The organism is Mucilaginibacter sp. OK098 (genome assembly GCF_900142915.1).
GTDB lineage: Bacteria > Bacteroidota > Bacteroidia > Sphingobacteriales > Sphingobacteriaceae > Mucilaginibacter.
Map to the genome: position 1 here is coordinate 483,672 of NZ_FRCM01000006.1, position 13,531 is coordinate 497,202.

Genomic DNA, 13,531 nt, shown 5'->3' on the forward strand with positions numbered 1-13,531 from the left:
AAATTGATTTATTTTACCTGTACACTAAACTCAAGGTTATCAGGAGGCAGGCATTGATGATCGTTACAGGTCATGTACTCTAGCGTGCCTTTTACGGTGGCCTGTCCTGTTTTTAATTTTATTTTTTGCTGAAAAACAACCTCGTGTTCAAAAAAGCTCACATCCATGCTAAACACCTTTTCATTCCTGGTTATGGGGGTTGGTTCTACAGTTTTGCCTATCAGCGTATATGATGCCGACGGCGGGAAAGCTATAGTGGTTTTTACAGGGCCGCCATCTTTTACAAATTGCGAATACAGGTGCCAGCCATCATCAATAGTGGCCTTAATAAAAACCACGGCTTCGTTATTACCGGTTTTTTTTGCGCCATAGCTCCAGTGTACCGGTGTAAGGATCTGCGCTTTTGCGGCTACAGCAAACAGTAATAGTATTACTGCGGATGTGATTATTTTTTTCATTTGTTTAGCTTTTTTATTTGATGATATTTTTATTGAACTACCGGTTGCGGTAAACGACCTATAGGATGATAACCCGTAAACTCCGTATCGGTAGAAACATAGCCTTCTTTTACCGGCTCTTCCTTTACCAGGTCTGTACTCAGGTATTTTTTATTGCTATCGCATAACAGTGTTACTACCACAGCATCCGCGCCCAGCTTTTCTTTTAGTTTAATGGCTCCAATAACATTTGCTCCTGATGAGATGCCTACCGCCAGTCCCAATTGCCTTGATAGCTTTTGCGCCATAATAATAGCATCGCCATCATTGGCCTGCACCACTTCATCCAGTTCGCCAAGGTTTACAATGGCAGGTATAAACTCATCTGAGATTCCCTGTATGCGATGGCTGCCTACTTTATAACCTGTTGTAAGCGTAGGGCTTTCGGCCGGCTCAAGCGGGTGGATCTTTATACCAGGAGCCATACTTTTAAGATATTTGCCTGTACCCATTACCGTACCACCTGTGCCTACGCCTGCAACAAACGCATCCGGGGTTTTACCTATGCTTTTTAGCTGCTGCCAAATTTCGGGGCCAGTTGTGCGTTCATGCGCTTCAGCGTTATACTGGTTTTCAAACTGCCGGGGCAAAAAATATTTGTCCGCGCTTTTATGCAGGTACTCTGCTAATGCTATGCTGCCCTTAAACCCACCATCCGCTTTGCTTACCGGGTGCACTTTGGCGCCCAGGCTCCTGATGATATCAAACCGCTCCTTACTCAGCCACTCGGGCATCATGATCATTACTTCATGCCCCAGCGCTCTTCCAATGGCCGCGAAAGAAATACCTGTATTACCCGAGGTTGCCTCCACTATTATGTCTGCCGGTTTTATTGTATTGTTTTTATAAGCCTGGTACATTATATAAAGCGCCATACGATCCTTTACACTGCCGGTAAGGTTGTAATGTTCACATTTAACGTAAATATTTCCTGTTGCTCCTTTATACTCATATTGTAATTCAAGCATTGGGGTATTACCTACCAGGAACCACAAATGCCTGAATTTTTTTTCGAGCGTGGCTGATAGGTTTGTTGAAATTGTATCCACTTCTGTTTCCATTTTTAAAGCTTTAATTTCAATAAAATTGCGAATTACCAATTTTAAACACAATACTTTCAAATAATTCCGTAAATTTTATGCTATATTTATCTTTTATTGTAATATTTTACAGCTTTAAATATCTAAGCGCTTTTAAACAGGATTATTTTCAGTTCACTTTTTACCCGTATAATATGAGCACATCAGAATTAGACCCCACAGATGTTGAAATACTAAAGCTTTTGCAAAAGGACGCCTCTTTAACAAATAAGGAGATCTCCTATAAGCTGCACAAATCAATAGCCACCATACATGAAAGAATAAGGCGTTTAAAAGAACAAGGCTATATTCTGCGTACGGTTGCTATCCTCGACAAAAAGAAGATCAATAAAACCCTGATCGCTTTTAGCCAGGTACTTTTGAATGACCATACCGCTGATACCTTAAGTACCTTTGAACGCGAAATACTCAAATTCCCCGAGGTTATGGAATGCTTTCAAATGACCGGCACTTTTGATTTCATCCTCCGGGTAGCTACCCGGGATATGGAGGAATACCATCATTTTTACCGAAAGCTGGGCACATTGCCCCGCATCACCTCCGTGCAAAGCTTTTTTGTACTGTCAGAAACTAAAAGCGATACCGCTTATCCTTTGTAATAATTAACATTTTAAAAAAGAAACTGCCACAGCTATGCAGCAGTTCAGCATTGAATTATTTATTAAATAACTCCTTTAGTTTATTGTTCAGGTCATCGCCGCGTAGGTTTTTACCAACTATCTTTCCGTCGGGGCCAATCAGGAAATTCTGGGGGATAGCCTGTACAGAGTATAGTTGCGCCACCTCATTTTTCCACGACTTCAGGTCTGATACCTGCGTCCATGTTAAATGATCGTCATGAATGGCTTTTAACCATTTGTCTTTTGCACCAGGCTGATCAAGCGATACGCCGAGTACGGTGAACCCTTTGGCTTTGTAGGTATTAAATGCAACAACCACATTGGGGTTTTCGGCCCGGCATGGCCCGCACCAGCTGGCCCAAAAATCAACCAAAACATATTTGCCCTTAAAATCATGCAATGATATGGCTGTGCCTGCGGTGTCTGCCTGTGTAAAGTCGGGGGCAACAGCACCAACTGCAGTTTTTTTCATTTTTTCAATATCTGCAGCATAATCAACACCCATTTTGGTTGAGCGCACACTTGCCGAAAGTGAATTATAAACAGGCTCAACCTCAGTAACATCAGGTACCGAACCTGCATAGTTTTTTAGCGCAAACATGCTCATTAACGAGTTTGGGTTGGCTTTTATAAATGCCAGGTAAACGGCTTTTTGCTCTTTTTCAATAGCATCGCTTCTTTTTTCAATATCGTCGCTAAATTCTTTTGTTTTTCTTTTTTCGGGCGATGCTGCCTGGTAGTCTTTATTCAGCGCTTTCATTTTTTCACTTGCCGGCTCCAATGCAATCTTCAATTTGGTGTTATCTGCATTTATGGAGCCGCCAGTAATTTTAGCGTTGTTTATAGAATCAGGGCTAACTACCGAGATGTTCCCGGCTTCTAAATAAAGGTCAATATACCCTACATCATTTGAACGGATCCCGGTGCCTTTTTTATTCACTATTAAGTAAGCGCTTTTAGGCTCGCTTAAGGGGCCGCTAAAGGTAAAAACACCGTTGTTTATAGTGGTTGAATCTGTTTGCCTGCCCGCGTCATTGCTATACATTAAGTAAGCTTTTGCCGGCGCCGATAATTGGCCTACCTTGCCGTTCAAGGTGTAAGTGGCGGTTTGTGCCAGTAATACCGAGGGCGTTATAATAACTATAGCTGCCCCTAAAAAAAGTTTAATATTTTTCATTTTTTGTGTTTAATTAATGTTTTGTAACTCATAAATTTCAGTATAACCGATATTAACAACACTCATTCCGATGAAATCCGTAAATTTTCTGTTATTTAATGGATTTAGTCATCTATTTTACAGTTTCAACTGGTCTACTTTGTTATTACTGTATGTTTTTCCGGTGGCATTAATCAGTTTTTAAATATTGACGCTACCTTTTGATCCCGCTGATCTTCTTCGTTATAAGCGAATCTGCCAACGATCCTGCCATCAGGGTCGATGAGAATAGTTGTTGGGTATTCGGTAACCGCGAATTGTTTTTGCGATACGTTGTTGGCTTTGTCGTCAACCATTTGCAGCCAGGGTAATTCACTTTTAACAATATCTTTTGTCCAGGCTTCATTATTGGATTCTGTTGCAATGCCTAATATCTCGAAGCCTTTATCATGGTATTTTCCATACAATTCTTTAAGGCGGGGGAAAGCTTGATGGCATGGGCCGCACCAGCTTCCCCAAAAGTCTATCAGTACATATTTACCTTTAAGCGAGCTGAATTTCATGGGGTTGTTTTTGGGATCGTTAAGCGTAAAATCATTAACCGTGCTGCCTATGGCTGATTGTTTACGGCCGGATATATTATCCTCGATACTTTGGGCGAAGAATCCTTTTTTGAATTTAGGCGATAGCGAACCATATAACTGTTCCAATTCAGCAAGCGTAAGGTCGCGGCAGATATTATCCAGTAGCATAACTGAAGCAAAGGACGATGGATTTTGCCGGATAATACTTTCAGCTACCTTGTTAGATTCTTTTTTATTATCAGCCATGAATGCATAATAGTCCTTTATCATTGATTTATACTTTTGAGTTGATGTATCCACCTTATCACTATCTACATAGGCTTTACCATATTTTGAATATAACTTATCCATCATGGCAGTTTCCAAGGGCTTTGATTTTGCATTAAAGCTATCATAAACATCCTGCGCGGCCGAGCCGGTTATTTTTGAGTTGGTAAAATTGTCCATATCGGCAGCCAGGTGAATAACAGAAGGATGATCGACCAGGATCCCAAAAGGGGAATAGCCATGTTTGGTCCTTATTTCGAAACTGCTATAAAACATATAGCGCGTAGGTTCCTTAAATGGCCTGGTAAATGAAAATTTACCATTGGCTATTATGGTACTATCGTGCTTTTCCTTAAGCACATTGTTGTAGATGTGAACGTATTCACCATTGTATCTGGCATCAGCTGTTCCTTCAATTACAATATTATTTGCACCGGTATTTTGGGCGCCCACTTTGTTTATAGCTGCTATCAGTGCAATAAATAATATTAGTTTTTTTATCGTTCTCATAATTATTTATCAAAAATAGAAGCCAGCATTTTGTCCATATCTTCTTCAGTACCGCCATAGCTATCACCGTAACGACCTAATATTTTCCCATCGGGGCCTATTAATATCTTGGTTGGGATGGAGGCTATTCCATATTGCTGGTCAAGATCATCCGGATTAGGGATATGCTTCATTATCATGTCCATTTTAAGCCCGCGTAATACGTTGTGCCAAATGCCTACTTTGTCTTTGGCAACGGCAGCATTCCATACGGCCACTTTCCCGTCATCATCGGCAATGCCTATAACATCAAAGCCTTTGCTTTTATATTTATTATAAAGATCGATCATGTGCGGATTGCTTTTGCGGCATGGCACACACCAGCTTGCCCAAAAATCAAGCATTACATATTTACCTTTAAAATCGGCCAATGAAAGCGGTTTGCCGTTAATATCTGCTTTTGTAAATACCGGCGCCATTGCACCAGGCGAACCTGCTTCAATCTTTTTAATGTGATCCATCAGTTCCTTTGCATCGGCTGTAGCCTTTAATTCATCATTAAAAGCATTGTAAACCTGCCTGGTTGAATCAAGGCTCATGCTTGAAACATAGTATTTCATCATATCCAGTGTAACATATGAGTTTGGATGATCGGTAAAAAACTGGTAGGTTATCTTTTTTATTCGGGCGTTGTATGGCTCAAACTGGTCATGTATGGCGGCTGCTTTTTCATGATCCTTTTCATTCATAAAAGCCACTTCAATAGGTTTCATTTCCTCGCGGATAGGTGCTATCTTACTGTTCAGGTCTTCGTACTCCGTTTGGGTTCTCGAGCCTGCTATGATTAAGGTTTTTACATCCAGCGGGTCGCCGGTAATTGTTAGGGCAGTTGGCTCAATATATAACTCCCGCATCCTGTCTTCCTCCTTGTTACGCGGTATAACCTCTCCCGCTTTTTTAAAAATAATGCGTGCGCTAACCGGGTGAGGTACATTACCTGTAAGCGTAAATTGATTGTTTGTTACCGGTTTTGTTTCATGCATATATTTTCCGCCTTCGCCTTCATAATAAAACGTTACTGAATCGGCATGGGCACCGGTTAAAGTGCCTTTAATTGTGAATGGCTTACTTACACTTGCAGTTTGGGCAAAGGTGTGCTGTAATACAAAGAGCAGAGCAGCAGTGCAAAATATTTTAGTTGTTCTCATAGTTTTTAATTTTAAAAGGTTAGTTACCGTATATTTCTTTCAGTTTTTCATCAATTTTAGTCTCATCCCCACTATAAACCAATATCTTCCCTTCCCTATCAAGCAATACATAAAAAGGGATGAAGGTGGTCATGTACAAGCTTGCAACTTTGGCAGGCATCATTTTTATCGGGAATTCATCTTTGATTTGTGTCCAGGGCATCTTTTCTTCATCCATGGCCTTTGTCCAATCCTTCATTTTTGAATCGAGCGACATGCTCACGATATCAAACCCTTTGTCATGATACTTTTGATAAACAGATTTCCAGTGCGGGATAGCATGGCGACAGGGATGGCACCAGCTTGCCCACATGTCTATCATCAGGTATTTGCCGCGGTTTTCTGATAAAGTAAATTTTGAGCTATCGCGTTTAAGTAAAGTAAAATCAGGCGCTGTGCTGCCGGGTTGCACAGCTTTAAGCAGGGTCCGGTACCTTGAAAGGGTTTCATAATAAGGCGACTCTTTTGCCGCACTGGTGAATTTGTTCAGCATAGCGTCCATCTCCGCATAAGACATAGTGCCTTTTACCCACTTATATAAATCATCGAACATGTAGATCCCCGCCACAGCCGATGGATCCTTTGCCACGTATGCGTCTATCTTTTGTTTTTGCCAAACGTGTAGCAGCCTTTCAACTGAGTCCAGTTCATCCCTCACCCTGTACTGTGCATCGATATCACTGCCAGCTGCCTTAAACTTTTTGTCTAATTCAGCAAAAACAGGCTCATATTGTTTTTGGCCGGGATCATGTTCATACGCCATCCAGTCGTCATAGTTTTTTGAACCGGTTTCGGTAAAGTTTACTACACCGGCCCCTTTGCCCATACCATATGCCGAATAATCATAATGCCTGGCGCCCGTAGTGTCTGCGGTAACATTTACCGGGCCATTCTCAACAAAAACACTAAATTTCCAGTTCCCCGGTTCAAGACTGATAATTACCATTTGAGGGGAGTTAAGGCTGCCCTTTAAGTCAAATATGCCGTTATTTATAGTGGCACTGTCCACAATCTTTTCCGTGCGGTTTCCTTCGTTATAAGTAGCCAGCTTAGCCGTGCCTGATGTTATCCCTTTTACAGTCCCCTTAACATCATATTTCGCTTGCGCTAATGAAGGATTTTTAGCAAACAGGATCCCAAATGCTATTGCAATAACATTGCATACTATTTTTTTCGTTTTCATGATTGATTATAGATTTTAGTAAACAGGGTAATACCTGCCCGGCGTAAACCGGGCACGTATTACCTGTACATTTTTCACAATTCGCCGTAGATCTGTTTTAATTTGGCATCTATTTTCGCTTCATCTCCGCTGTAAACCAAAATCTTCCCTTCCTTATCAAGCAATACATAAAAAGGAATAAAAGTGGTCATATACAGGCTGCCGACTTTGGCAGGCATGTTCTTTACAGGGAATTCATCATCAACCTGGGCCCAGGGCATTTTTTCCTCGTCCATTGCCTTTGTCCAGTCTTTCCACCTGTTATCATCTGAAACGCTTAGGATCTCAAAGCCTTTATCATGGTATTTTTGATAAACGGTTTTCCAGTGCGGGATGGCCTGGCGGCAGGGGTGGCACCAGCTTGCCCAAAAATCTATCATCAAATATTTCCCGCGGGTTGATGATAAAGTAAATTTGGTGCTGTCTCGCTTTAGCAAGGTAAAATCAGGAGCTACAGCGCCAGGTTGTACTGCTTTAAGCATAGTTCTTGACTTCACCAGGCTTGCATAATAAGTAGATGCTTTTGCCTCGCCTGTATATTTGTTCAGCATGCTGTCGAGCGAGCCGTAAGTCATGGTGCCTTTAACAAACATATACAGCTGATTGAACATATAAATTCCGGCCACCGATGACGGCTCTTTAGCTACATATTCGTCTATCTTCTTTTTTTGCCATACCTGCAGCAGTTTTTGTACCGAGTCCATCTGATCCCTTACCCTATACTCCGCGTCGATATCCTTGCCTGCCGCTTTAAACTTTTTCTCTAACGCTGCAAAAGCGGGCTCATATTGCTTTTGGCCGGGGTCATTTTGATACTTCATCCAGTCATCATAATTTTTTGAGCCCGTTTCGGTAAAGTTTTTCACCATTGCTCCTTTGCCCATACCATAGGCTGTATAATCATAATGTGTTGAGCCGGTTGTATCGGCCGTAACAGATATTGGTGAATTTTCAACAAATACATTAAAGCTCCAGTTGCCGGGCTCAAGGGTTACCGTCATCATTTTCGGCACGCCTATATCGCCTTTTAACTCAAATTTTCCATTGGCAATAATGCCGCTGTCAATGGTTTTTGAGGTTCGGTCGTCTTCGTTTTGGTAAATTAGTTTTACAGTTCCTGACGGTACCCCTTTTATAGTACCGTTTATAACATATTGCTTTTGTGCCGCCAGTTTACAATTAACAAACGCGAACATTGCAACAAATGCCACCAGGCCTATCAGCATATACTTTTTCATGATATTTAAATTTGTTAAGCAGAGTTTATTAAACATTAAGGGTTTTGTATGATATTACCGTTTGTGATTATTTCACTATTGGGTATAGGTAATATTAATTGTTTAACCGATGTTAGCGCCGGCTGGATGGTTTGCGCCGTAGCAAGCGGCAGCCTGCGCAATGCAAACCAATCCTGCCCGTTCTCTGAAAAAAAGTTTTTTATTTCTTCCTTTACAACCAGCTCCTGTAATTGTGCAGGGGTAGCAGCTGCATCAACATCAGCAACATTGGTAACACCCGCATGGCCTTCTACCGTTTTCAACAGGTTTTTTGCTATTGTAAGATCGCCCCCTGATAAGGTAATAGCTTCTGCCTGTAACAGGTAAGCTTCTGTTAGCCTAAACGCGTAACTGGTTTCAGATAGCGGTGTTTGAACAGGGTTGCCGGTATCGCCGGAGTAATATTTTGTTAATTCATTTATGTTGCCATAAGCACCACCATAAACGGTGCCGCCCTGGTCATCCCTATATAACCATCCATTGCGCGGATCATTTGTTAACAAGGTAACAAATGAGGCAGAAGCCGGGTACTGGCCGTAATACTGGTTATACTGGTATTTATAGGTTTCGGTAGAGAATTGCTGTAAACCTAAGATCACCTCGGTACTTGAAAAACCTTTTGAAAGAAAGAGATCCTTAACATTGGGTTCAAGCGTAAAGCCGCCATTGGCTATAACATCACTGGTAAGGCTTATTACTTTGGCATAATCGCCGGCTGCTCCCCTGTTTATCAGCACACGGGCCTCCAATATTTTTGCTGCCGACGCATTAGCATAATAAGCGGTTGTATTTACTTTGGGCAGGTCGGGTATAGCAGCATCAAGATCGGCCAATATGGCTGTATAGGTTTGTGCCACCGTTGAGCGGGGAAGATTAATATTTGTAGAAGTTACAAATTCATCGCGTAAAATAATCCCGTATTTACTGGTAGGGTCATAATACTGCCCAAAATAAAGCAGCAATTCACTATCGCCAAAAGCACGCAGAAATTTAGCTTCGGCTATCATTTGTTTTTTTGCTGCAGCAGGTATAGTTGTTACCGGGGCAACATTTTTAAGAAAGCCATTTGCTGCATTCACTAACTGGTAGCCGTAAGTCCACATTGCACCTACGCCATAATTTTGTGAATTAAGGGTAAGCGAATAAACGCCGTCATCGCCGCTTGAATTGCTTAACGAGCCGGCCATTTCTGAAGGAAAAACTTCATTTACATCCATCCACCTTACTGATGGAACCAGGTTATTATCCACCCCGCTGTTGGCAAAACGGTAATAAACGCCGTTTAAAACAGTTGAGGCGCTTTTTGTATCAACAATAACATTCCCGTCAACTTCTGAAGTTGTTGGAAATACATTCAGTTCTTTTTTGCACGACCACAGGAATGAGATCGCGAAAACTATCAAAATGTATTTTATATTTTTATGTTTCATTTTACTGCATATTAAATTGTGAAAACTAAAACCCAGCCTTTAGGCCTAATGAGAATGCCCTTACCGTTGGATAATTACTTACATCAAAGTAACCTCCCTGTACACTGTAGGGATCATCAGATGTTTCAGGGTCATTTCCGGGATACTTGGTTATAGTAAATAAGTTGGTTCCCGAAGCAAATAATGTTACACTTTTAAATCCCGCTTTATCCATCCATGCTGTTTTACTAAAGCGATAGTTAAAGGTTAGCGTACGTAATTTTAAATAGGATGAATTGAACAGATCCTGTTGATTTTTGTAGTAAAAACCATCGTCATTATTCAATACTAATCGTGGCTGGTTGGTATTGGTATTAGTAGGTGTGTATCTGTTCAGCATAGATACGTTAGCATTTGAGCTGCCAACAAATTCAGCACTTGATACATGGTCGCCCCACAGCAACTTGCCACCCTGGGAAAATGTGAAATAAAACTGCAGGTCGAAGTTTTTGTAAGTAAAGCCCTGGGTAATACCTCCATAATATTTAGGGGCCGCGCTACCAATAATGGTATTGAAGTCTGGATAATTACCAAAAGTTCCAAAAGGCATTAATTTATACATCGGATCTCCTATACCAAGATAGGGGAAGAAAGCAGCAGTGCCTCCCAATTGCTTCTTATAAGCATCCAGCTGCGCCTGCGTTTTTATAATACCGGTAACAGTAAGCCCCGTTATTAAACCCAATGGCTTGCCTTGTATAAGCGTTGTGTTACCGTACTCCATGCCGGTTAAATCGCCAATTTGGGTAAGGTCGGCACTGGCGTTTAATTTTGTTATTACCGAATTGTTCCAGGTCACATTAAAGCCTGCATTCCATTTAAAATTCCTGGTACGGATAATATCGCCGCCAATGCTTACTTCAACACCTGTATTTTTTAGCCCAACGGCATTGCTGAGCAATGAGCTATAGGAACTGCTTGGAGCAATTGGCAGTGACAGCAAATCACCGCTGGTTTGCCTGTTATAATAATCAACTGTTGCAGTTAACCTGTTATTAAATAGTGATATATCCAAACCACCATCAGCTTCCCTGGTAGTTTCCCATTTAATATCCTTGTTGCCTAATTGGGTAGGTACAAGGGCGCTAACACCACCATATGATAATGGGCTATAAAGGGTTCGGTACATTTGGTCGCCAATGTTTTGCGTTCCGGTTAAACCATAACTAGCCCTTATTTTTATATCATCTATCCATTTAACATCTTTCAGAAAGTTTTCCTGCGATACGCGCCAGGCAATTGCACCTGAAGGGAAGTAGCTGAATTTATTACCGGGGCCAAGCTTCGAAGATCCGTCAGTACGGCCGGTAAATGTTAAAAGGTATTTATCCATCAGGCTGTAGTTAGCCCTTAAATAAAACGACAGTAAGTAGCTCTGCGGAGCCGAAGGATCATCGCCCCTTACCAGCAAAGGCGATACGGCTGATGAAAGGCTGGTCAGCACATTATCATTTGGGTAACCTGTTGCAGTAGCACTAAAAAAGCTAGTTTTACGGGTTTCGTATGATTGGCCTGCTAATACGGTAAGATTATTGTTTTTATTAAGCTGCTTGTTATAGGTTAATGTGTTTTCTAAGATCCAGTCGGTTGAGCGGCTGTTCGAGTTACTGCCTATCCCGCCATTATTGGCAACACTGCCGTAAAAACTACCTATCTCCACAAAGCTTGGCGTAAAGTTACGCTGGTTGTAGGTTTGTGAATTAAGCGATAGGGCACTTTTGAACTGTAGATCCTTTGTAATATCATATATACCTGACACGGTACCTAATAAACTGAATGTTTTTGAATTGTTTGTAGCTTTAAGCAAAGCGGCAGGGTTTTGGAAACCCAGGTAAGAGTAGCCTACATTTGAAAAATTTACCAAATTGCCACTCGCATCATATGGCGAATAATCAGGCCTGGCTTTAAGCGCCTGGTCAAAAGCGCCGTCGCCTATATTCTGGTTAACATAGCCCAATATCAGGTTGGTAATGAACCTGAATTTGGGGCCGATTTCATTTTCAAGGTTTATTTTTCCTGATATGCGGTGATAGTCGGTATTATCAACTACGCCAGGTGTAGCGTTATAAGATATCGAACTAAAATATTTTGACGAATTACCGCCGCCCTGTACAGAAACCTCCGCATTATGTGAAAGCGTTGTACGGGTAACTTCCTTTATCCAATCGGTATTGGCGGTGCCAAAAAACGAAGAAGGGTTATTTAATATGGCGGTTGTATTTGCAGGGAAAGTTTTTTTACCAGCAGCCATACGTGAGTCCTTATCATTTTGCGCCGCCTCAGTTATTAATGTTCTGTATTGCTGGGCGTTTAAAACGGTAGGTGTTATGGGTGTGCTAACTGTGCTGTAATAGCTTGCCGTAATAGCAGGCTTCATATCTTTTTTGCCCCGCTTGGTAGTAATAATTACTACGCCGTTGGCGCCCTTTGAGCCGTAGATGGCTGTAGATGAAGCATCTTTTAATATAGTAATAGATTCAATATCATCTGTATTTAATCCTCCAAGGCTATTTAACCCGTTTATAAAAGAAGTTGACAGACCTGTGCTTACGCCTCCCGCACCGGTAACATCGTTACCAACCGGGCTGCTTACATCATAACCAGGTGTTTGATAATTACTTCCTACCTGTACCGGAATGCCGTCAATTACATATAAAGGGTCGTTACCACCAAGGATTGAGCTTGAACCGCGAATCCTGATCCGGACCGCGCCACCTGGCGAACCGTCGCTTTTGGTAACCTGTACGCCTGCTGCTTTACCTGCCAGCGCATTGTCAATAGTTGCGAATGGGACATCCTCAATATCTTTGGCATTTATTGTTGATACGGCACCGGTAAGGTCCTTTCTTTGGGTTGAGCCGTAACCAACTACAACAACATCCTGCAAACTGGCAACATCCTTTTCAAGTTTTACTTTGATGGCAGACATGTCGCCTTTAACTATAACTTCCTGGGTTTTGTAACCTATATAGGTGAATATCAGGATGTCGTTTTCATTTACTCCTTTTAAAACAAAAGCGCCATACTCATTGGTAGTGGTAACCCGGGTGGTTCCTTTTACCCTAACTGAAACACCTGCCAAAGCACCGTTTTCATTCGTAACAATACCCAGAATGTCCTTTGCGGGCGCCATCATAATCATTACCTTCTCCACAAACGATTCTTCTTTTTTCTTTAAAACAACGTTGTTTTCAATTATTTTAAAGCTAAGTGGGAGATCTTTAAAACAGATAGAGAGGGCCTGGTCTAACGATACATTGTTTACCTGGATACTAACCCTGGCATTTTTCACATCCTTAGTATCATAAAAAAAGGAATAGCCGGTTTGCCTTTTGATGGACTTTAAAATCTTTGCTAACGGCGCATTATTTTCATTCAAATTTATCTGGCTGTAGCCTTTGGCGCTTGCCTGCACCAGGACTACTATTAATAGAAAAGTGGTTATTTTCATCGCCAGTATTACTTTAGGGGGTAGCAATCCGCCAAATGGCAGGATCACTTTAGTAAAAGCATTTAATTTCATTACTTTTGTAAAGTTTTGGGTTAATACATCTAATAGTTGTCCAAATTATTTTCCGCCCCGATTGTATCGGGACAGAGGGT

10 protein-coding genes are annotated in these 13,531 nt (G+C 41.5%); 1 reads left to right on the plus strand and 9 read right to left on the minus strand.

Going from position 1 to position 13,531, the window contains the following annotated elements; all coding sequences use genetic code 11:
- Nucleotides 1-8: 8 nt before the first annotated feature.
- The gene (locus BUE31_RS21955; RefSeq protein ID WP_073405988.1) at nucleotides 9-458 is read right to left on the minus strand and encodes a protein-disulfide reductase DsbD domain-containing protein; all 450 of its coding nucleotides are present in this window, start codon (nucleotides 456-458) and stop codon (nucleotides 9-11) included.
- A gap of 29 nt (nucleotides 459-487) precedes the next feature.
- Nucleotides 488-1,558 carry a PLP-dependent cysteine synthase family protein gene (locus BUE31_RS21960; RefSeq protein WP_073406110.1) on the minus strand — a complete coding sequence of 357 codons (1,071 nt, stop codon included), beginning with the start codon at nucleotides 1,556-1,558 and terminating at the stop codon, nucleotides 488-490.
- A 173-nt stretch (nucleotides 1,559-1,731) separates the two neighbouring features.
- Between BUE31_RS21960 and BUE31_RS21965 the strand changes: the two genes are divergently transcribed.
- Nucleotides 1,732-2,196 (plus strand): Lrp/AsnC family transcriptional regulator, encoded by a 465-nt coding sequence (locus BUE31_RS21965; RefSeq protein WP_073406111.1) that lies wholly within the window; start codon nucleotides 1,732-1,734, stop codon nucleotides 2,194-2,196.
- A gap of 55 nt (nucleotides 2,197-2,251) precedes the next feature.
- Here the strand turns inward: BUE31_RS21965 and BUE31_RS21970 are convergent, their stop codons facing one another.
- The 7 genes from BUE31_RS21970 to BUE31_RS22000 all read right to left on the minus strand — a co-directional run bounded on the left by BUE31_RS21970 (nucleotide 2,252) and on the right by BUE31_RS22000 (nucleotide 13,451).
- A complete protein-coding gene (locus BUE31_RS21970) occupies nucleotides 2,252-3,394 on the minus strand; it encodes a TlpA disulfide reductase family protein (protein ID WP_073405989.1) in 1,143 nt (380 codons plus the stop codon).
- A gap of 173 nt (nucleotides 3,395-3,567) precedes the next feature.
- On the minus strand, nucleotides 3,568-4,734 hold the full coding sequence (locus BUE31_RS21975) for a TlpA disulfide reductase family protein (protein WP_073405990.1): 1,167 nt from the start codon (nucleotides 4,732-4,734) through the stop codon (nucleotides 3,568-3,570).
- Nucleotides 4,735-4,736: 2 nt separating this feature from the next.
- Entirely contained in the window at nucleotides 4,737-5,921 is a 1,185-nt protein-coding gene (locus BUE31_RS21980; protein WP_073405991.1) for a TlpA disulfide reductase family protein, read from the minus strand.
- A 19-nt stretch (nucleotides 5,922-5,940) separates the two neighbouring features.
- Nucleotides 5,941-7,143 (minus strand): TlpA disulfide reductase family protein, encoded by a 1,203-nt coding sequence (locus BUE31_RS21985; RefSeq protein ID WP_073405992.1) that lies wholly within the window; start codon nucleotides 7,141-7,143, stop codon nucleotides 5,941-5,943.
- 74 nt (nucleotides 7,144-7,217) lie between these two features.
- Nucleotides 7,218-8,420 carry a TlpA disulfide reductase family protein gene (locus tag BUE31_RS21990; RefSeq protein WP_159440728.1) on the minus strand — a complete coding sequence of 401 codons (1,203 nt, stop codon included), beginning with the start codon at nucleotides 8,418-8,420 and terminating at the stop codon, nucleotides 7,218-7,220.
- Nucleotides 8,421-8,455: 35 nt separating this feature from the next.
- Nucleotides 8,456-9,889 carry a RagB/SusD family nutrient uptake outer membrane protein gene (locus tag BUE31_RS21995; RefSeq protein ID WP_073405994.1) on the minus strand — a complete coding sequence of 478 codons (1,434 nt, stop codon included), beginning with the start codon at nucleotides 9,887-9,889 and terminating at the stop codon, nucleotides 8,456-8,458.
- Nucleotides 9,890-9,914: 25 nt separating this feature from the next.
- Nucleotides 9,915-13,451 carry a TonB-dependent receptor gene (locus tag BUE31_RS22000; RefSeq protein ID WP_083620190.1) on the minus strand — a complete coding sequence of 1,179 codons (3,537 nt, stop codon included), beginning with the start codon at nucleotides 13,449-13,451 and terminating at the stop codon, nucleotides 9,915-9,917.
- Between the last annotated feature and the right edge of the window lie 80 nt (nucleotides 13,452-13,531).

What these genes read in the sequence shown, in the direction of transcription:
- BUE31_RS21955 (WP_073405988.1), bottom strand. Translation starts at nt 458, where the DNA reads ATGAAAAAAATAATCACATCCGCAGTAATACTATTACTGTTTGCTGTA.
- BUE31_RS21960 (WP_073406110.1), bottom strand. Translation starts at nt 1,558, where the DNA reads ATGGAAACAGAAGTGGATACAATTTCAACAAACCTATCAGCCACGCTC.
- BUE31_RS21965 (WP_073406111.1), top strand. Translation starts at nt 1,732, where the DNA reads ATGAGCACATCAGAATTAGACCCCACAGATGTTGAAATACTAAAGCTT.
- BUE31_RS21970 (WP_073405989.1), bottom strand. Translation starts at nt 3,394, where the DNA reads ATGAAAAATATTAAACTTTTTTTAGGGGCAGCTATAGTTATTATAACG.
- BUE31_RS21975 (WP_073405990.1), bottom strand. Translation starts at nt 4,734, where the DNA reads ATGAGAACGATAAAAAAACTAATATTATTTATTGCACTGATAGCAGCT.
- BUE31_RS21980 (WP_073405991.1), bottom strand. Translation starts at nt 5,921, where the DNA reads ATGAGAACAACTAAAATATTTTGCACTGCTGCTCTGCTCTTTGTATTA.
- BUE31_RS21985 (WP_073405992.1), bottom strand. Translation starts at nt 7,143, where the DNA reads ATGAAAACGAAAAAAATAGTATGCAATGTTATTGCAATAGCATTTGGG.
- BUE31_RS21990 (WP_159440728.1), bottom strand. Translation starts at nt 8,420, where the DNA reads ATGAAAAAGTATATGCTGATAGGCCTGGTGGCATTTGTTGCAATGTTC.
- BUE31_RS21995 (WP_073405994.1), bottom strand. Translation starts at nt 9,889, where the DNA reads ATGAAACATAAAAATATAAAATACATTTTGATAGTTTTCGCGATCTCA.
- BUE31_RS22000 (WP_083620190.1), bottom strand. Translation starts at nt 13,451, where the DNA reads ATGAAATTAAATGCTTTTACTAAAGTGATCCTGCCATTTGGCGGATTG.